We start from the raw sequence: 18,986 nt of genomic DNA on the forward strand, positions 1-18,986 counted from the left end.
CATGACGGACCACGGTCGGCGCCGCTTCACTTACCGGCACCCTCCGCTTTAACTAAACTATACCGTTTGGTTTAGTTATGTTAGACAGTCTGGCCGTTCGCGTCAAGTACCTTGTGACGGATCTTGTGGCCCTTGTGGCTGCACGCGTCTCGCGTTTTGGCTTGCAAACTTCTCCCGGAGCCGACCACTGGACCGGGGGAGCGGCACCATTTCTTTATGCCGCCTGCGCCACGATACGCTCGCTGAAGATGTTTTCACCGAGAAAATCCAGGAAACGCCGCACGGCAGGCACCATCCCGCGGCGGGAAGGAAATACTGCCAGCACTTGCATCGAGGATGGCGCCCAACCCGGAAGTACCGGCCTGAGCAGACCCCGGCGTACTTCGTCGATGCACATGTAGTCCGGCAGCGCGGTCATGCCGGTGCCCTGCAAAACGGCCAGTTTCAGCATGAGCAAATCGTCGGCCGTGTACACGGGGCGGTGCTGCAGCTCGAAGTCACTGCCGCCCGGACCGGCCAGGGGCCAACTGGTACGCCCATCCAGTGCCGACATCGCGACCGTCGGCACCCGGTGCAGGTCTTCCGGCGACACCGGAGTGCCAACGCGTTCAAGCAGCTCGGGACTCGCGACCAATACAAACGATGTCCGCCCCAGGTTCTTTACCACCAGGCTACCGCTGTCGTCGGGGTTGAAGCGTACGCGCAACGCGACGTCGACTCCCTCTTGCACAAGGTCGACCACGCGATTGGTCACCTGCATTTCCAGGCGTACCTGCGGATGCGCCGCGATGAAACGAGGCAGGATGGGGCCGAGGGTTGTTTGTGCCAGGTTCACTGGGCAGGTAACGCGTACGGTCCCCCTCGGCTCGCTCTGCACGCGTGCGACTGCCTCGTTGGCAGCCTCTGCTTCCTCGCGCACGGCGATGCAATGGCGGTGATAGATTTCGCCCGCCTCGGTGAGCGACAGCTTGCGGGTTGTCCTTTGCAGCAGCCGCACACCCAAGCGGGCCTCGAGTTCGCTGATACGCCGCGACAACCTGGACTTGGGCACACCGAGACTACGGCCAGCCGGCGCGAACCCACCCCGATCCACCACTTCGGCGAAGAAAACCATGTCGTTCAAATCGTGCATCGTTCCACCAGTAGAACAGTCAAATTGTTTTCAGCCATCTTATCAGCGCATTGAGTCGGCTACACAATCTATTCGATGAGCGAGGAAACCGTCCTTGCCCGACAGGAGAAACCATGAAGCTGCTACACATCGATTCGAGCCCGCTGGGCTCCGCCTCCATTTCGCGTGCTCTCAGCAGCAAGACCGTCGCCGCATGGAGCGCCAGCCACCCGGGGACCATTGTGGAGTACCTGGACCTGGCGCTGGACGCCCCTTCGCACCTGAACATGGACTCATTGGGCTTTAAGCTCGGCATCGATGCAGCGCAGCTCACGCCGGCCCAGAAACGGGAAAATGCGCTGTCCGAACTCCTCGTGAGCCAGTTTCTCGCCGCTGATGTCCTCGTGATCGGTGCGCCGATGTACAACTTCACCATCCCTAGCCAGCTGAAAGCCTGGATCGACCGCATCGCGCAGGCTGGCCGCACCTTCCGGTACACGCCGAACGGGCCTGAAGGGCTCGCCAAGGGCAAGACACTGATTGTGGTATCGACCCGCGGCAGCATGTATGCCGGCCTGCCTGTCGAAGTGGTGGATCATCAGGAAAGCTACCTCAAGACGGTATTTGGCTTCGTAGGCATCACCGATGTACGCTTCGTGCGCGCCGAGGGGCTGGCCATGGGCGAGCAGGGCAAGGCCAGGGCGCTCGCCGCGGCCGAAGCAGACATCAGCGCCCAAACGGGCCAGTCCGCCAACAACGCAATGGCAGAAGTCGTCGCCTGAGACGGTAGCGGCGCCATAAAACAGCCCTATTCAGGTGTGACACATGTCTACCATTAACAGACAAGTTCAGCGGGACGTGGCACGGATCGATCGTCCCGAGATCCAAATCGGGATGTCCGATAAGCATCGGCTGCGTCCCCTCGTTCCGCCTGGGGACTGGGTTGGAAGCGATCCGTTTCTTCTCTTGGTGGAGGACTGGTTCCTTGAGAACGTCTTTGACCGTCACCCGCACCGGGGCATCGAGACGGTGACGTACGTGATTGCGGGTGCGATCGAGCACTACGACAACCATGGAAACAAAGGACGTCTCAACCCTGGCGACGTCCAGTGGCTGACGGCGGGGCGCGGCCTGATTCACAACGAACAGCCCGCCGACGGCCAGCTTGCTCATATCCTCCAGCTATGGGTCAACCTGCCCAGTGCGGACAAGCTCGTGCCCGCGCGTCATCAACATCTCCAGGCTGACACCGTCCCAGTGCGACGTGAGCACGGTGCCGAGGTGCGCGTCTTTTCCGGGAGCTCAGCCGGTGTGACTTCGCCCACCAAAAATTACGCCCCAGTGACGATGGTCGAGATCCGCCTCCAGCCTGGTGCTCGCATCGAGCAGGATCTTGCGGCCGGCTACAACGGCTTCGTCGTCGTGGTCGAGGGCAGTGGTGCCCTTGGGATATCGGGGGCTCACACCGGGAAAGGTGACCTTGCCTGGCTGACGCCCTGTGTCGAGCCGAGCAGGCTCACGCTGACCGGCGGCGACCAAGGCCTGCTGGCGCTGCTTTATGCCGGCAAGCCTCTTGGCGAGCCCGTCGCCGCACGGGGACCGTTCGTGATGAACACCGACGCGGAGCTGATTGCGGGTTTTGCCGAGTTCCGCGCCCAAGGTGAGCATTTCGGCCTGTGAGGTAATACCAGCATCCGCCTCGGTCAGATCAGCTATGGACTGACCGCAAAGCTCGATATCTCTCCGATCGAGTCGGTTGGCGCTGGCAGGCTTTTCTCTGGGAAGCGCTGCCGCTCGGTCCGTTCAATGCGAAAAATTTCCTGACCACGATATCCCTTGGATCGTCACGCTAGAAGCCTTGGCGCCGTTCCGTTGCACGCCGTTGCGGGAAGACGGCGACCCGGAAACCCTTGCCTATCGCCGCCCCGCCCGATGCCCCCGAGCACGGTGGTTTCGATATCCAGCTGGAAGTGTGGCTGACCACTAAAAGAGCGGCAACGAGGCGATGCGGCTGAGCCGTTCCAGCTGCCGGCATTCCTACAGGACGCTGGCGCAGATGGTGATCCACCATGCGCAGAGCGGCTGCAACCTGCGTCCGGCCGACCTGCTCGGCACAGGCACGCAGTCCGGCCCGACGCTTGGCGAGGAAGGCTGCCTGCTCGAACTGAGCCAAGGCGGTAGGAAAGCCTGTGATACTGCCGAACGGTGAATCACGCACCTTCCTGGAAGACGGCGACACGGCGGTCATGTATGGGTGGTGCGAGCGCGACGGATACGCGCGCATCGGCTTCGGCGAATGCCGGGGGCAGGTGCTGCTGGCCACCTCGTATGGGTATGCTGACGAACTCGAGCCAGACCGGTAGCTGGGCCGCTGTCAGAGGCATGATCTCGCCTGCGCCGTACCTCCCACGGGCCGAGGAGTGCGGCCTTGCGAGATTACTGTTGGGCGATGGGCCGCGTTTCGAAATGCCACCGCGACCGCACAACATTTATAACTAAACTGTACCGTTCGGTTTCGTTGTGATATTATCTGTCCATCGCAATCGATTGAGCATTGCGAAAAAAGCGTAGAAAACGAAAGGAATTGGTAATGAAAAAGGTCATTCACACCCTGATCGCAGGCGCTGCGGTCGTGAGCGCAACGCAAGCCCAGGCAGGCAACACCGGACGTCCCTATATCGGCTTCGGCGCAGCAAGCGCGGACCATGTTTATTCGGTGGGCAATATTGCAGGAACGAAGCTGGACAGCGATGGCTGGAAGGCATCGGGAAAGGTGTTCGGCGGCTTTGAATTCACCCCGAATCTGGGTGTGGAAGCAGGTTATACAGATTTCCGCAGCGCGGACTTCAGCTACCGGGTCAATGGAAGTACTGTCAACGGCAGTTCCAAGGGCTATGGCGCGTACGTGGCGGCCAAGTACAACGTTCCGGTGAACCAGCAGTTCTCGGCTTACGGCAAGCTGGGTGTGGGCTACAGCGAACGCGAGATCGAGGCGAACCTCGGCCTGAACATCAAGGACCACGACACGGGCGCATATGCGGCCTTGGGTGTCGAGTACAAGCTGAACCCGCACATCGCTGCTGTCGCTGAATATGAGCGCTACGGCAAGAGCAAAAACTATGGCGCCAAGGCCAACGTCGTCACCGTCGGCGTAAAATACAGTTTCTGATCACGCATGAATGATCCGGCTGGATGGGCGCCATGCCTGGCCTGCCCCCGTACCTGCTGCCGCAGGTACGGCAATTCCCCTGCCCTTCCAAGTTACTGCCTTCGAGGCTGTCAATCCCTGCCTGAAAACGCGGTCACCAACCTCATATCGCACATCACGCTGACGTTGCAGCGGCATTCTCAGCACAAACAAAAAAGGGGTTACGACATATCGTAACCCCTTGATCTTGCGGTATTTGGTAGGCCTCCCGTGAGTCGAACACGGCACCAACGGATTATGAGTCCGCTGCTCTAACCAAGCATGAGCTAGAGGCCCAGAAATCGGGACTGTGGCAGAAACAACACTCGCCACTTGCGTCCTGCGGTGCGGAACCGTGGAGCAGAGTGGCGAGAGGATATTGCCATTAGTACAGGTACGTCAAGCCTCAGTTACCAGCATGTGCAGCCAAGCCTCAGCTGCTCCCCTCGAGGAAGCTCTTCAGCTTGTCCGAACGCGACGGGTGGCGCAGCTTGCGCAGCGCCTTCGCTTCGATCTGGCGAATCCGCTCGCGGGTCACGTCGAACTGCTTACCCACCTCTTCCAGCGTGTGATCGGTCGACATCTCGATACCGAAGCGCATGCGCAGCACCTTGGCTTCGCGCGGGGTCAGCGAATCGAGCACGTCCTTCACCACGCCACGCATCGAGGCGTGCAGCGCGGCGTCCGACGGCGCCAGCGTGTTGTTGTCCTCGATGAAGTCACCCAGGTGCGAATCGTCGTCGTCGCCGATTGGCGTCTCCATCGAAATCGGTTCCTTCGCGATCTTCATGATCTTGCGAATCTTATCTTCCGGCATCTCCATCTTGATGGCGAGGGTGGCCGGATCCGGTTCGGCGCCGGTCTCTTGCAGGATCTGGCGCGAGATGCGGTTCATCTTGTTGATCGTCTCGATCATGTGCACCGGAATACGGATCGTGCGCGCCTGGTCCGCGATCGAACGGGTGATGGCCTGACGGATCCACCACGTCGCATAGGTCGAGAACTTGTAGCCGCGGCGGTATTCGAATTTGTCCACCGCCTTCATCAGGCCGATATTGCCTTCCTGGATCAGATCGAGGAACTGCAGGCCGCGGTTGGTGTACTTCTTGGCGATCGAGATCACCAGGCGCAGGTTGGCCTCGGTCATCTCGCGCTTTGCCTTGCGCGCCTTCATCTCGCCGGCCGCCATCTGACGGTTGATGTTGCGCAGGTCCGGCAGCGGAAGCACCACGCGCGCTTGCAGGTCGATCAGGCGTTGCTGCAGTTCCTTGATCGTCGGGATATTGCGGCCCAGGATGGCGCTGTAGGCGTGGCCGGCGTTGACTTCGCCGTCGACCCATTCCAGGTTTGTTTCATTGCCCGGGAAGACCTTGATGAAGTGGGCGCGCGGCATGCCGCAGCGGTTCACGGCAACATCTAAAATCTGCTTCTCGATGTGGCGCACTTCGTCGACCTGGCCGCGCAGCGTGTCGCACAGCTTCTCGACCACCTTGGCGGTGAAGCGGATGCCCAGCAGCTCGTCGGAGATCGCATCCTGCGCCTTGACGTAGGCCTTCGAGTTGTAGCCATCCTTCTCGAAGGCCTTGCGCATCTTGTCGAATTGCTGGGCGATGTGGTTGAACTTGGCCAGCGCCGATTGCTTCAGCGCTTCTAACTGTTCGGCCGAATAGCCGGCGGCGCCGGAGGCGCTGGCGGCTTCTTCTTCCTCTTCCTCGGCGGCTTCTTCTTCGTCTTCTTCTTCGTCGTCGTCGTCGCTCGCGGCCGGAGGCGGGGCGACCGGCGGGGTCTGCTCGTCGCCGTCCGGGTCGACCAGGCCGTCGACGATCTCGTCGATCTTGATTTCGTCTTTTTCGATCTTGCTGGCGGCGTCGATGATTTCGGCGATCGTCACCGGGCAGGCCGAGATGGCCTGGATCATGTCCTTCAGGCCGTCTTCGATGCGCTTGGCGATCTCGATTTCGCCTTCGCGGGTCAGCAGCTCGACCGAGCCCATTTCGCGCATGTACATGCGGACCGGGTCGGTGGTGCGGCCGAAATCGGAGTCGACGGTGGAGAGTGCCGCTTCGGCGGCCGCTTCGGCTTCGTCGTCGCTGGTGACGGTGGCGACATTGTCGGACAGCAGCAGGGTCTCGGCATCGGGGGCGTGCTCGTAGACGGCGATGCCCATGTCGTTGAAGGTGCCGATGATGCCTTCGATCGCTTCCGGATCGACGATGTTTTCCGGCAGGTGGTCGTTGATCTCGGAATAGGTGAGGAAGCCGCGCTCCTTGCCTGACTTGATCAGGGCCTTGAGCTTGTTGCGGCGAATCTCGAGCTCTTCTTCGCTCGCTTCGGTGTCCGACGAGAAGGCGTCTTTCAGCAGCGCTTTTTCCTTGGCCTTGCGGTCCTTGGCCTTGGCTTTGTCGGCGGCTTTCAGTTCGGCGCGCTCGACCGCGTTGAGGGCGGCGATCTCCTCGTTCTCGGGCGTGAATTCCTTCGGCTTGCGACCACGGCGTCCCGGGACCTTGACGGATGGCAGGACATAGCCGGACGTGTCGATCGCGGCCAGGGCGGCCGCATCGGTCGTCTGGCTGACCGGTGCCGGGCTCGCCGTACGAACCTCGGCCGTGTCTTGACCTTTGTCCACCGTGGCGGACGCTCTCGTGGTTTTTACAGCCACTTTGGTTTCGGGTTTCTTGGTTGGCACAGGCGCTTTCGAAGTCACGGACGACTCACACTTTACGATGGTTAAAGATAAACTTTCTTGTTACCTTACATCACCCTGCAAGCAACTTCCGTTGCCTTGCTAACCTTAAATCCACACCCCCTTGAAACGTAAAAGGGTTTCAAAGGTTGCAATAGTTAGCGTTTTATTATAGCACGCACCCCTAGTTTTTCCAGTCGTGAAACCTGCCCTCCAGCACTATGTGGCGCAGGGTCAGCGAGGCGCCCTTTCCGCTACGGCTTCGCGGTCCAGGGCGTCCAGTTCGGCGGCGATTTCACGGTAGCGCGTTATCTGATCTGGGGTCATGCCGGAAGAAGACAACTGGTTAAGCTCCTTCTTTAAGGTGTCAACCTTAATTTGGCGCACAGCACTCATCAGGCAGATTCGATCGGCATCGAGATCCGATTCCGGTTCTGAGGCGATTTCCGAAATGATGCTGTCGTACTCCCCTGTCACTTCCTTGAGTTGTTGCGACAGTGCAGCAAAATTTCCGTGTTCTCCAAGCGCTTGCGCCACGCTCGCAAGGTAACGCAAGCTGTCGGCATCGTCCTGCCCCAGGAAGTCGAATGACTGCAGGATGGTCTCGTCCAGCAGCAAGGCCAGGTGCGGATGCGACACGAGAATGCGCAGCATTTGCAAGGGCAAGCCCACTGGCTGGGGCCGGCCCTGGCGCGGCGGCGCCTTGCGGATGACCGATACCGGCTTGGATAATTCGAACAACGCCTCGAGCTCCGCCGGGGTTGACTCCGTCAGGCTGGCCAGCCCGCGCACGATCTGCAGGCGCAGCGCGGTCGGCGTCATCGATTGCAGCAGCGGCTTGGCCTCGAACTGGGCATGGGCGCGGCCTTCCGGTGTGCTCAGGTCGTGCTCGGTGGTGACTTCGCGCAGCAGGAATTGCGACAGCGGCATCGCCTCGTTGATTTCCTGGGCGAAGGCGTCGCCGCCGCGCTCGCGCACGAAACTGTCCGGGTCGTGCTCTTGCGGCAGGAACAGGAATTTGATGGTCTTGTCGTCGGTTACTTGCGGCAGGCAGGCTTCCAGCGCGCGGCGCGCAGCGCGGCGGCCGGCCTTGTCGCCGTCGAAGCTGAAGACCACGGTGTCGGTCTGGCGCAGCAGCTTTTGCACGTGGGTGCTGGTGCAGGCGGTGCCGAGCGTGGCGACGGCCTGCGGGAAGCCGAGCTGGGCAAGTGCGACAACGTCCATATAGCCTTCGGTCACCAGTACATAGCCGGTGTCGCGGATGGACTGGCGCGCCTCGAACAGGCCGTACAGTTCCAGGCCCTTCTGGAACAGCGGGGTTTCCGGCGAGTTCAGGTATTTCGGTTCACCGCTGTCGAGCACGCGCCCGCCGAAGCCGATCACCTGCCCCTTGGTGTTACGGATCGGGAACATGATGCGCTCGCGGAAGCGGTCGTAGCGCTTCTTGTTGCCGCCGTCTTCATCGACCTTGTCGATCACCAGGCCGGACTCGACCAGCGCCAGCGCGTCGTAGTCGGGGAAGACCGAGCGCAGGTTGTCCCAGCCCGAAGGTGCGTAACCCATGCCGAAGCGGGCCGCGACCTCACCGGTCAGGCCGCGGTTCTTCAGGTAGGCGATGGCGTTGGGCGCCTCGCGCAGCTGGGCGCGGTAGAAAGTGCAGGCCTGGGTCAGCGCGTCGGTCATGGCCAGCGACTGGGCCTGCTGGGCGGCGCGCTGCTGCGGCGGGATCTTGTCGTCGGCCTCCGGCACCACCATGCCCACGCCCTGGGCCAGGTCCTTGACGGCATCGACGAAGCCCATGCCGGAATATTCGATCAGGAAGCCGATCGAGGTGCCGTGGGCGCCGCAGCCGAAGCAATGGTAGAACTGCTTGGTCGGGCTGACGGTGAAGCTGGGGGATTTTTCGTTGTGGAACGGGCACAGCCCCATGTAATTGGCGCCGCCCTTTTTCAGCTGGACGTAACGGCCCACGATATCGACGATATCGACACGGTTGAGCAAATCGGTAATGAAGGATTGCGGAATCACTAGAGGTACTCAGTGTTTGTCTAAGCTCAGATCAGACTATACCGCAGCGCTGACTGCAAATTGATTTATGACAAGGCAATTGCCACGGTGGAGTTGGCGTGTGGCGTGGATGCACAGTGCGAAAAATCACGCGGTGGAGCAAAGCATGAGCCGGTTGAACGCGCGGGCGGGAGACCCGCCCACCCTACGAAAAGCCGCACTCCGTAGGGTGGGCAATGCGTAATTCACGCCATTGGCGTGAATTACCTTGCCCACGCGGTCAACGAACGCTGGCAAACCGATCAGGCGCCAGTCAGCGCCTTCTTCACCAGCCCCGACACCACGGTCATGTCGGCCCGCCCGGCCAGCTTCGGCTTGAGCACGCCCATCACCTTGCCCATGTCCTGCGGGCCGGCAGCGCCAGTGGCGGCCACGGCGGCGGCGACTTCGGTTGCCACTTCTTCGTCCGACAGGCCGGCCGGCATGTAGGCCGACAGGATCACCAGCTCGGCTTTTTCGATATCGGCCAGGTCGGCACGGCCGCCCGCTTCAAACTGCGAAATCGAATCCTTGCGCTGCTTGATCATCTTTTCGATGATGGCCAGCACCTGGGTGTCGTCCAGCTCGATCTGCTCGTCCACTTCCTTGCGCTTGATGTCGGCAAGCATGAGGCGGATGGTGTTCAGGCGGCCGCTTTCCTTGGCGCGCATGGCGGCCTTCATGTCCTCGGTCAGTTGTGCTTTCAGGCTCATGGGATCTCCGTCAGGGATAGGTAATAACGATGGGTATAAACGAACAAAACCCGCCGCGGTAACAACCGGAGCGGGCTTGCGGACGCTCAGCGACTCGCCGGGACAGCGTCTGTCACCGGATCAAGCCGGCAGTGCCGTCTTAGTACAGTTTCTTAGGCAGTTGCTGGCTGCGGATGCGCTTGTAGTGGCGCTTCACGGCAGCGGCCAGCTTACGCTTGCGCTCTGCGGTTGGCTTTTCGTAGAACTCGCGTGCGCGCAGTTCGGTCAGCAGACCAGTTTTTTCGATAGTGCGCTTGAAGCGACGCATTGCGACTTCGAACGGCTCGTTTTCTTTAAGGCGGATAGTGGTCATGTAAAAATGAAACCGTTGGATTTATGAAGAACGAAAGTTTAGCATTGTTTGCGGATCAGTGGAAGGGTTTATCAACGTGTTCCGCAATTGCCACATGAGATCGGAGCCTCAGACGCTGCTGCCGGCGACGAAGCCGGAGGCCCAGGCCCACTGGAAGTTGTAGCCGCCCAGCCAGCCGGTCACGTCGACGCTTTCGCCGATGAAATACAGGCCCGGAACCTTGTTGGCCATCATGGTCTGCTGGGACAGTTCGCGGGTATCTACGCCGCCCAGCGTCACTTCGGCCTTCTTGTAGCCTTCCGAGCCGGCCGGGATGATTTCCCAGCGGTTGATGGCGTCGCCCAGCTTGCGCAGCCTGGCGTCGGGCATGTCGGCCAGGCGGGCGTCCGCTGCGAAGCCGTTGGCCGCGAGCAGGCCCTCGACCAGGCGCGCCGGCAGCCAGCCGGACAGCACGTTGCCGAGCTGCTTCTTCACCGTGGTCTTGGCGCCGATCAGTTCCTCGGCCACGTCCAGGTCGGGCAGCAAGTTCAGAACGATCGGGGTGTCCGGCTGCCAGTAACTCGAAATCTGCAGGATCGCCGGGCCGGACAGGCCGCGGTGGGTGAACAGCAGGTCTTCGCGGAAATGGCCGCCAGCCTTCGCCTTGCCGCCCTTCCCTTTTCCCTCGCTGCCGGTGCTCACTTCGACTTCCAGCGCGATGCCCGCCAAGGGAACAAACGCTTCCCAGCTCGGGCCATCGAAGGTCAACGGCACCAGGCCCGGGCGCGGCTCGATGATCCCAAGGCCGAACTGGGTGGCGATGCGGTAGCCGAAATCGGTCGCGCCGATTTTCGGGATCGACAGGCCGCCGGTAGCGATCACCACGCTGTGGCATTCGATGTCGCCACCTTCCGCGGTAATGTGGAAACCGCTCTCGGTCTTCTCGATGCTGCCGACCTTGCACGGCATGCGCCAGCTGACCTCGCCCGCATCGCATTCGGCGCGCAGCATCGCGATGATGTGCTCGGACGACTCGGTGCAGAACAGCTGGCCCTTGTGCTTCTCGTGGTGGGGAATGCGGTATTTCTTGACCAGGTCGAGGAAATCCTGCGCCGTGTAGCGCGACAGGGCGCTACGGCAGAAATGCGGGTTCTGCGACAGGAAATTGGCCGGGCCGGCGTTGATATTAGTGAAATTGCAACGACCGCCGCCCGAGATGCGGATCTTCTCGGCCAGCTTTGTTGCATGGTCGAGCAGCACCACGCTTTTGCCGCGCCGGGCGGCGACCGCCGCACACATCATGCCGGCCGCGCCTGCACCGATTACTGCCACATCATATTGTTTTGCCATGCTTGCCGTGTCCTTGCGCTGGCGGGGAAATCGCCAAACCGGGCATTGTATCTGACCAGGTCGGGAGGCGCCTTGGCATGTAGGGTGGTCGGCTCTGCCGACCGCGCGTTCAACCAGATCGTGCGTCGCCACAGTGCATGCCAGATTGAACGCGCGGTCGGGAGGACCCGACCACCCTACGAAAATTCGCCGCGCCGTACAGGGCGCCGCTCTGATAGTAGCTACACTCCATCTCCGGCGCGCACGTCGAGGTCGCGCCCGTTGAGCACCGTCCCATCCTTTCCGATGGTGATCATGTGCATGCCCGTATCCGTTAGCCCCAGGCGCTTGAGCTGCTCGGGCGACACGCGCAGGAAATAGTCGCCCGGGAAAATGCCGCTGATGACGAAATAGCCGTCGGCCGCGCTGGTGATGGTGGCCACCACCTTGCGCGCGGCGTCCACCACTTCGAGGCGGAGGTCGCCGATGGCGCGCCGGGCGCCGTTGGCATACAAATAGGTGGTGCCGTCGACCTCGCCCGTCATGTTCACCGCGAACTCGACCTGGCTTACCTTGCCCGGCCGCGGCACGATGCGCACGCCGGGCACCCGCGGCTGCCATTGCGGGTCGTCGAGCGTGTCCGGGTCGAGGCTGATGTCGGTGTTCTGGTGCGTGGGCAGGCGCGGCAGGTAGGCAATGCCGCCGGTGCCGGTGCGGGCCGCGTAATTGGCGCCGTTGACGGTGAAGCCGGCATTGGCGATGGCTTCGTCGGTGCCGTCCATGATGCCGTTCAGGTCCTTGTCGAAGAACACGCGGATCGAGGCGGCGCCCATGTTGGCCATCGGCTGGGCGTCGAGCATCAGGCGGCTGCTGCGCGGCTCCAGGCCCATCGCCATGAAGAACTGCAGGCCGAGCCCGTATTCGCGGCGGTTGGAATAAAAACCGTTGATGCCGAGCCCGTAGCTGCCCAGGCTCTTGTTGAGGGCGCCGGTGGCGCGCAGTTCGCGGTTCTGGAAGCTGCGCATCAGGCCCAGGTTCAGCAGGTAGCCGTCGTTCAGGTAATAGTCGGCTGAAACGGCCGCGCTGCCCAGCGCGGTATCGGGCGACAGCGTGTACTGCAGCTGTCCGGACAGGCCGATGCCGGCCACCCTGCGGCTGACCTGGAACAGGCCGTCAGCGAGTTCGTGGCTGCCGACCTTCTGCCAGCGCAGCGCATTGGTCAGCGCCACGCCGTTGCGATAGGCCGAGATCCTGCCCTGCACATCGAGGTGGCGGACGCCGGAGGCCAGCCGGTCGTGCCGCACCTGCAGCGCGACCGGGAAGAACTGGGTGCCGCCTGGCGCAATGACGCCTTCGACGCGCAGTTCGTCGCGGGTGCGCACCGGGTCGGCGGCCTGGTTGAAGAAGTCGCTGGTGAATTTATTCAATTGCGCGTGGCTGGCCGACACGGCGACGTTGCCCAGCCGGGTCTTGACGCCCAGCTGGGCCAGCGTGCCGCCGTCGTCGGCCCGCGCAGCATCGGCGGTGGCGATGAAGCTGTTCCAGTAGCCGCGCAGGCCCAGGTTGGCATAGGTGCGCGCCGTGCCGTCGAACATCGGCACGCGTTGCCAGCCGCCCAGGGCGTTGATGCTGTCGTTCACGCCCCATTCGAATTGCGCCAGCGCGCGGCCGCGCCCTGCCAGGTCGCGGTGCGCGCCGACGTCATAGTAGAGCGCGCCGCGCGGCACCGCCGACTGCTCCAGCAAAAAACTCTGGCGCTCGACGCGCAGCTGTCCCAGCGGACCGTGGAACACCAGCCGGAACTCGTTGGGGCCATAGGCCAGCGGCATGTCTTCGAAGCTGTACTTGCCGTCCGGGCGTGATTGCTGGAAGCCGACCAGGGCCTCGTTGTAGAACAGTTCGACGTCCCAGCCGGGCGGGAGCGCGCCCTGCAGGGTGTGGCGGTCGAAACTGGTGGGCTGGTTGAGCGGCCGGTTGCTGACCAGGACGCCGTTGCCGGTCGCGCTGCTCGGCGAGATATTGGGTACGCCCGGCAAGGGCACGCTGCCGAACAGCGCCGTGCGCGCGTGCAGCGGACCGAGCAGGCCGGCGTCGGGGTCGTTGCGCCCCAGCGTCAGGCGCAGGCCGGAGGACGGGTCTTGCCGGTTGCGGCCGGCATACAGGGCCGCTTCCATCCCGAGCAGGTCGGTCGTCAGGTAGGCGGTGTAGGCCGCTTCCGTTTGGCGCCGCCCATTCGTATTACTGGTGGACACCCCGATGGTCTGGTCGATGAAGGGCACGTCGGCCAGCCGGTAAGGCGTGGCCAGGCGCGGGTAGCCGGGGTCGACATAGCCGCCCGGCGCGCCCGGCATGCTGCCATGCTTGCGCCGTTCCAGCCTTGCCTGCAAGGGCAGCTGCTCGCGGGGGCGCACCTTCAGGGCGAGGCTCGACATGTCGAGCTCGAGGTCCACCGGCAGCCAGCGTTGCAGCAGGCTGCCGGCAACATAGATCTCATCGGGCTGCAGCTTGAATTGCGCGCGGTCGAGTTCTTCGCGGCGGCCGGCGATCTCGATCACCCGGCCGGGCACGTCGAGGCTGAACCCGCGCTCTTCGCTGAGGATGAAGCCGCTGGCGCGGCCTTCGCCCGGCGACACCCGGATGGCCAGGGTCAGCAGGCGCGACAGTTCACCGAGCGGGAGGAAGACCTCGCGGCCGATCTCGTAGCCGGTGACGGCGTCGGACAGGAGCTGGTTGCCCAGCCGGACTTCGAGAAGGACGAGGTTGGCTTCGGATTGTTGCGACGTCGCCGCCGCCGCCCCCGGCGGCAAAGCCGGCAGCAACATCAATCCTGCAACAAGAAATCCCGTTCGAAAACCCTGCATGGTGCCTGCGCGCGTGCGTACACGTGTTCGCGGCTGACCGGCGGTCAGCCCGACAACACGATTATTGCTCAAAAAACATTGTCCGAGGAAGCTCTTGTGCGATCAGGCAGGAATCAAGAGAGGGAAGATGGCAGGCACCGCATTACGGCAGGCTCATTGGCGACATCATGGCAAATTCAGGCCGGCTTTCGCCAGCAGCTTGCCGCCCGCTTCCGGACGCTCGTGGTAAGCGACCTCGATGGTGCCTCCGGCCAGCGTCACCCCGTCCGGCACCTGCAGCGGCAGCGCGGCCTGGCGCATGCGGTTCGGCGTGTAGACCGCAATGCCGCCGACCTGGCCCAGGCTCACCGGCTTGCCGCCGCGTGGCGTAAAGCTGACGCTGACGTCGCCGTACAGCGAGCTGGACCCTTCACGCTCGAAGCGCAGGGTCAGGACCGGGCGCCTGGCGGCGTCCTTCTGCAGCGCCAGCCCGGCCAGGCCGGCGCTGGCGCCGACGTTCCCGTGGCGCACGATCAGCGGCACCGAAGCGCCCACCATGGCATTGATCGTCACGCCAATCTGGGCCTCTCCTGCGCCACGGTTCTCGATGCTGGCATTGCCTTCGACATCCGGCAGCTTGTCGAACAGCAGGTGCGAGCGGTACTCGCCTTCCGCCAGGTCGGCCGGCTTGCGCAGCATGACGCGCACGGTCTGCGCGGTACCCGGCTGCAGCGTGACCTGGCGCGGCGAATAGCGCAGCATGCTGTCTGCAAAGCGCTCGCCGTCCTGGGCGGTATCGGCCGCCTCGAACTGGCCGGCCTCAGTCATGCGGCGATTGACCAGCGAAATGCGATAGCTGGCCGGCTTGCTGCCGTTGTTGATCAGTTCGATCTGGGCCGCGCGGGTGTTCTTGTCGAACACGAGGCGCGTCGGGTGCAGCATCAATTCGGCAAACGCAGGCGAACACGTCGCCAGCAGCAGGCAGGCGAGGAAAAGGGACAGTGCCCGGCGCAGGGAGCCAAGGTGTGCGGATGCGAAAAACATGATGGAGTCCTACTGGAAATTGACGGTCAGTGGAAACGAACCGGTGTAATTGCCGGGTGGCTGGTTGGGAGCGACGACCAGGGTCGCGCCGACCGACAGGGTGGTGCCGCCACTGGGCACCGAAGCCAGCGATCCCGGGTTGTTGACGAAGGTATTCACGGCCATGCTGTTGGCCCCGCTGTTAAGCCGGGTGCTCCCATTGGCGGGTAGCGAAATGATGACGGCCTTGTTGTTGCCCCCATTGCTGCTTTTCCCCACGTTGAACATGGCCTGGCCGGCCGTGGAGGAATTGAGCAGGATGACGCCGCCGGTGCGCGAACGCACGCCGGTGGGGCTGAGGATGACCGTGCCGCCGGTACCGGCAACGAAACGCCCGAAATCCAGGCCGCGCGCATTGCTGAGCACGATTTGCTGGGCCTGGGCCTCATGCTGGCAGGACAGGATCAGGGCCGCCAGCACCAGGGTGCCGGCGGCGAGAAGTGCGTGGTAGCGACGTACCTGCATGATTCTGGAAGGCTGCGCCGCTGCCGTACCGCCCTCAGTTGTAGTCGACGGTTGCGGTGACGGTGCCGGAATAGCTTCCAGGCGCCTGGTTCGCGCCCACGGTCAGGACGCCGCCGACGAAGATAGTCTGGGTGCCGCCGGTCAGGGCGCCGGCCGTCACAGTGCCGGTGGTGATGGCGCTGGCGGTCAGGTCGGTGATCGGGGTGAAGGCCATCGAGTTGCCGCCCGAGGTCAGTGCGGTGCCCACGACGTTGATCGAATAGGTCGAGGTGCCCTGGCCGGTCACGGTGAACTGGGCCGCGGTGCTGCCGCCCGCCATGCCGGTAACGCCGCCGGTCACGCCGCGCGAGTTGTTCGGGCTGACGGTCACGGTGCCGGGAGCGCCGCCCGATGCGAAGTTGCCGAACGACAGGTCGGCAGCCTGGACGATGTTGATTGGGGTGATCACAGTGCTGCTGGTGGCAGCCTGGGTGCTGGCGGCATGTGCGCTACCGGCGGCAACGGCGACTGCCACTGCCAGGGCTGCAAGCGGAAGGTGGGTCGAAGTAAAACGGGCGTGCTTGGTCATTCTGGTCTTCCTTCAGATAGTGATGGAGCGGCAGATTCTCGCCGGACTGTTCTTACGAACCTTTCACAACGATGTTCGCTAAGAAACATTAAACGTTGCTGCTCGGTATCGTTTTGCTATGTTGCAAGAAAATAATAACGGCTTTTTGTGATAAATCACTATTTCAGCAAGTTCAAACCTGTAAATATCTTGTCAATTTCATCAATAATTGTTAAGAAAATATTCGTCTATACAAGTGGAGCGATAACTATCACCTAAATTTGCCCGCATATAAGGTAAGTTCATGGGAGATTCCCACCATTTTGTAGATGATGTGTGTCTCACAAAAACACGCTGTCAATACGCATAAACATATGTTTTGGCAACACAAATGTTGTTGCGATCCAACGTAATCGAGTCATTAAACGGACAAAAGGCCATCCGTCACGGATGGCCTTTTGGTCAGGTAGCAGAAAATCGGGGGGTGGGCCACCGGCTCAGCGGCGCAGGGCGCGGGCTACCTGCAGGCATTGCGCCAGCTGCGCAGTGATCGGACGGGGAATCGGCACCTCGCCGCGCAAGGCAGCGGCGATCCAGGCTGCCGTGGTGGCAGCGTCGCGCGCCTCCGGCAGCTCGGCCAGCTCGTCGGCCGGCGCATCACGCTCGACCAGCAGGCTGCGCTCGCCCCCATGGAACCAGTCGATCTGCTGTGCCCGGTGCGGGTTGGCGACCGTTTCGCCTTCGGTGCCGCGCATCAGGAAGGCATCGCCCCGCTCCGGCGGCGCGGCCGTGGTGAAATAAGCGCCAAGGGTTTCCAGGTATTCGGGGTGAGTGTATGACACCAGTCGCAGCGCCGGGCAGGTAAATGGCTGCAGGATCTTGACCAGGGTGTGGGTGGAATTGCGTACGCCCAGGATGCGCCGCAGCGCCAGCATGTGCGCCAGCTCGGGCGCCAGGCGCTCGATCGGCATGAAGGCCGGACGGCCTGCTGCTGCCGCCTCGAGGATATCGCTGCTGGAGCCGGCTTCGGCCAGGCCGAGCTCGGCCAGGATCTCGGCCGTGGTGATGCGGCCCGGATCGGTGCGCACCCCATGCACCAGGGTCGGCACGCCTTCGCGCGCCAGCAGCAGCGCCAGCAGCGGCGTCAGGTTGGCCAGCTTGCGCGCGCCGTTATAGCTCGGGATCAGGACCGGGCCATACTCCCCCGGCGGGGCCGGCAGCGGCGCGAACGAATGTTCGGCCGCATCCATGAAGCCGGCCAGCTCCTCGACCGACTCGCCCTTGATGCGCATCGCCAGCAGGATGGCGCCCAGTTCCAGGTCGGAGACGCGGCGTTCGAGCATGGCCGCGTAGAGCGCCCGCGCGTCCAGGCGCGACATGCTGCGCGCGCCTTTCACGCCGCGTCCTATCTCTTTAATGAAGGGTGCGGCGGCAAATCGTTCAGTGGTCTTGTCCATATGGTGGAGCATACAACGCCTTGGCGCGGCCGTGCCGCCTGGAGATTTCGCCGCCCTCTTGTGCAAGTGCAGCATTTTCGGTCTACACTGGTTATTCCCTCCAGACACCACAGCGCCATGATCAATACGCCTGCCATTGAAAATACCAACGTCAGCTCGTTCGCGCAGATGCCGACGCCGAACGAACTCCACGCCTCGCTGCCGCTGAGCGACAGCGCCTTCGCCACCGTGATGGGTGGCCGCGAAACGCTGCGCAATATCCTCGACCGCAAGGACAAGCGCCTGTTCGTGGTCGTCGGCCCCTGCTCGATCCACGACCCGGAAGCCGGCCTGGACTATGCGCGCCGGCTCAAGGCCTTGCAGGCGGAAGTGGCCGACACCATGGTGCTGGTGATGCGGGTGTATTTCGAGAAGCCGCGCACGACCACCGGCTGGAAGGGCTATATCAATGACCCCTTCATGGACGACTCCTTCCGCGTCGATGTCGGCATGGAACGCGCGCGCCGCTTCCTGCTCGACGTCTGCGAACTGGGCCTGCCGACCGCCACCGAAGCGCTGGACCCGATCTCGCCGCAATACCTGGGCGACCTGATTGCCTGGACCGCCATTGGCGCGCGTACCACCGAATCGCAAACCCACCGCGAGATGTCGTCGGGCCTGTCGACTCCGGTCGGCTTCAAGAACGGCACCGACGGGGATGTGAGCATCGCGGTGAACGCGGTGCAGTCCTCGGCCAGCCCGCACGCCTTTTTGGGTATCAATGGCCAGGGCACGGTCTCGATCGTGCGCACCAGCGGCAACGCCTACGGCCACGTAGTGCTGCGCGGCGGCGGCGGCCGTCCCAACTACGATTCGGTGTCGGTGGCGATTGCGGAACAGGCGCTGGCCAAGGCCAGGCTGCCAGCCAACCTGGTGGTGGATTGTTCGCATGCCAACAGCTACAAGAAGCCGGATTTGCAGCCGCTGGTGATGTCGGACGTGATCCAGCAGATCAGGCATGGCAACCGCTCGCTGGTGGGCGTGATGATCGAATCGAACATCGTCAGCGGGGCGCAGGCAATTCCGGAAGATTTGTCGCAGCTGAAGTATGGCTGCTCGGTGACGGATGGGTGCATCGGGTGGGAAGAGACGGAGGAGATGTTGCGCAGCGCGCATCGGGAGCTCCTTCAGCGCCCGTAATATTGTTTGCTGGAC

17 protein-coding genes and 1 tRNA gene are annotated in these 18,986 nt (G+C 62.8%); 6 read left to right on the plus strand and 12 right to left on the minus strand.

The features are described 5' to 3' along the window. Positions 1-214: 214 nt before the first annotated feature. Positions 215-1,132: a LysR family transcriptional regulator gene (locus HGB41_RS08225; RefSeq protein ID WP_171083006.1), complete on the minus strand. Its 918-nt coding sequence runs from the start codon at positions 1,130-1,132 to the stop codon at positions 215-217. Between the two features lie 113 nt (positions 1,133-1,245). Between HGB41_RS08225 and HGB41_RS08230 the strand changes: the two genes are divergently transcribed. The 5 genes from HGB41_RS08230 to HGB41_RS08245 all read left to right on the plus strand — a co-directional run bounded on the left by HGB41_RS08230 (position 1,246) and on the right by HGB41_RS08245 (position 4,280). Continuing rightward, on the plus strand, positions 1,246-1,893 hold the full coding sequence (locus HGB41_RS08230) for an FMN-dependent NADH-azoreductase (RefSeq protein ID WP_171083008.1): 648 nt from the start codon (positions 1,246-1,248) through the stop codon (positions 1,891-1,893). A gap of 43 nt (positions 1,894-1,936) precedes the next feature. Beyond that, positions 1,937-2,791: a pirin family protein gene (locus HGB41_RS08235; RefSeq protein ID WP_171083011.1), complete on the plus strand. Its 855-nt coding sequence runs from the start codon at positions 1,937-1,939 to the stop codon at positions 2,789-2,791. A 376-nt stretch (positions 2,792-3,167) separates the two neighbouring features. After that, a complete protein-coding gene (locus tag HGB41_RS23435; protein WP_229422912.1) occupies positions 3,168-3,320 on the plus strand; it encodes a hypothetical protein in 153 nt (50 codons plus the stop codon). Continuing rightward, positions 3,301-3,474, plus strand: a complete 174-nt coding sequence (locus tag HGB41_RS23440; protein ID WP_229422914.1) for a hypothetical protein — start codon at positions 3,301-3,303, stop codon at positions 3,472-3,474. Before HGB41_RS23435 ends, HGB41_RS23440 begins: the two co-directional genes overlap by 20 nt. Positions 3,475-3,701: 227 nt before the next feature. Continuing rightward, positions 3,702-4,280, plus strand: a complete 579-nt coding sequence (locus HGB41_RS08245; protein ID WP_171083013.1) for a porin family protein — start codon at positions 3,702-3,704, stop codon at positions 4,278-4,280. A gap of 236 nt (positions 4,281-4,516) precedes the next feature. Here the strand turns inward: HGB41_RS08245 and HGB41_RS08250 are convergent. The 11 genes from HGB41_RS08250 to ybiB all read right to left on the minus strand — a co-directional run bounded on the left by HGB41_RS08250 (position 4,517) and on the right by ybiB (position 17,792). Continuing rightward, positions 4,517-4,595: transfer RNA gene (locus HGB41_RS08250), tRNA-Ile, on the minus strand. 136 nt (positions 4,596-4,731) lie between these two features. Continuing rightward, positions 4,732-6,924: an RNA polymerase sigma factor RpoD gene (gene rpoD / locus HGB41_RS08255; RefSeq protein WP_371868486.1), complete on the minus strand. Its 2,193-nt coding sequence runs from the start codon at positions 6,922-6,924 to the stop codon at positions 4,732-4,734. Between the two features lie 291 nt (positions 6,925-7,215). Further along, positions 7,216-9,009 (minus strand): DNA primase, encoded by a 1,794-nt coding sequence (gene dnaG / locus HGB41_RS08260; protein ID WP_171083017.1) that lies wholly within the window; start codon positions 9,007-9,009, stop codon positions 7,216-7,218. Between the two features lie 281 nt (positions 9,010-9,290). Continuing rightward, the gene (locus HGB41_RS08265; protein WP_171083019.1) at positions 9,291-9,740 is read right to left on the minus strand and encodes a GatB/YqeY domain-containing protein; all 450 of its coding nucleotides are present in this window, start codon (positions 9,738-9,740) and stop codon (positions 9,291-9,293) included. Between the two features lie 139 nt (positions 9,741-9,879). Then, positions 9,880-10,092 carry a 30S ribosomal protein S21 gene (rpsU, locus tag HGB41_RS08270; protein ID WP_005665410.1) on the minus strand — a complete coding sequence of 71 codons (213 nt, stop codon included), beginning with the start codon at positions 10,090-10,092 and terminating at the stop codon, positions 9,880-9,882. A gap of 108 nt (positions 10,093-10,200) precedes the next feature. Then, the gene (locus tag HGB41_RS08275) at positions 10,201-11,421 is read right to left on the minus strand and encodes a BaiN/RdsA family NAD(P)/FAD-dependent oxidoreductase (protein WP_171083022.1); all 1,221 of its coding nucleotides are present in this window, start codon (positions 11,419-11,421) and stop codon (positions 10,201-10,203) included. A gap of 221 nt (positions 11,422-11,642) precedes the next feature. Next, a complete protein-coding gene (locus tag HGB41_RS08280) occupies positions 11,643-14,222 on the minus strand; it encodes an MSCRAMM family protein (protein WP_171083024.1) in 2,580 nt (859 codons plus the stop codon). Positions 14,223-14,426: 204 nt separating this feature from the next. Next, the gene (locus tag HGB41_RS08285) at positions 14,427-15,284 is read right to left on the minus strand and encodes a fimbrial biogenesis chaperone (protein ID WP_171083025.1); all 858 of its coding nucleotides are present in this window, start codon (positions 15,282-15,284) and stop codon (positions 14,427-14,429) included. A 9-nt stretch (positions 15,285-15,293) separates the two neighbouring features. Next, on the minus strand, positions 15,294-15,788 hold the full coding sequence (locus tag HGB41_RS08290) for a DUF4402 domain-containing protein (RefSeq protein WP_171083028.1): 495 nt from the start codon (positions 15,786-15,788) through the stop codon (positions 15,294-15,296). A 34-nt stretch (positions 15,789-15,822) separates the two neighbouring features. Further along, positions 15,823-16,356, minus strand: a complete 534-nt coding sequence (locus HGB41_RS08295) for a DUF4402 domain-containing protein (protein WP_171083030.1) — start codon at positions 16,354-16,356, stop codon at positions 15,823-15,825. Positions 16,357-16,832: 476 nt separating this feature from the next. Next, positions 16,833-17,792, minus strand: coding sequence for a DNA-binding protein YbiB (gene ybiB, locus HGB41_RS08300; RefSeq protein ID WP_171083032.1), 960 nt, complete (start codon positions 17,790-17,792; stop codon positions 16,833-16,835). Between the two features lie 120 nt (positions 17,793-17,912). On the opposite strand from ybiB, the gene HGB41_RS08305 reads away from it, so the two are divergent. Continuing rightward, on the plus strand, positions 17,913-18,971 hold the full coding sequence (locus tag HGB41_RS08305) for a 3-deoxy-7-phosphoheptulonate synthase (RefSeq protein WP_171083517.1): 1,059 nt from the start codon (positions 17,913-17,915) through the stop codon (positions 18,969-18,971). Positions 18,972-18,986 lie beyond the last annotated feature (15 nt).

The sequence above is a fragment of the Telluria aromaticivorans genome, from assembly GCF_013003915.1.
GTDB lineage: Bacteria > Pseudomonadota > Gammaproteobacteria > Burkholderiales > Burkholderiaceae_D > Telluria > Telluria aromaticivorans.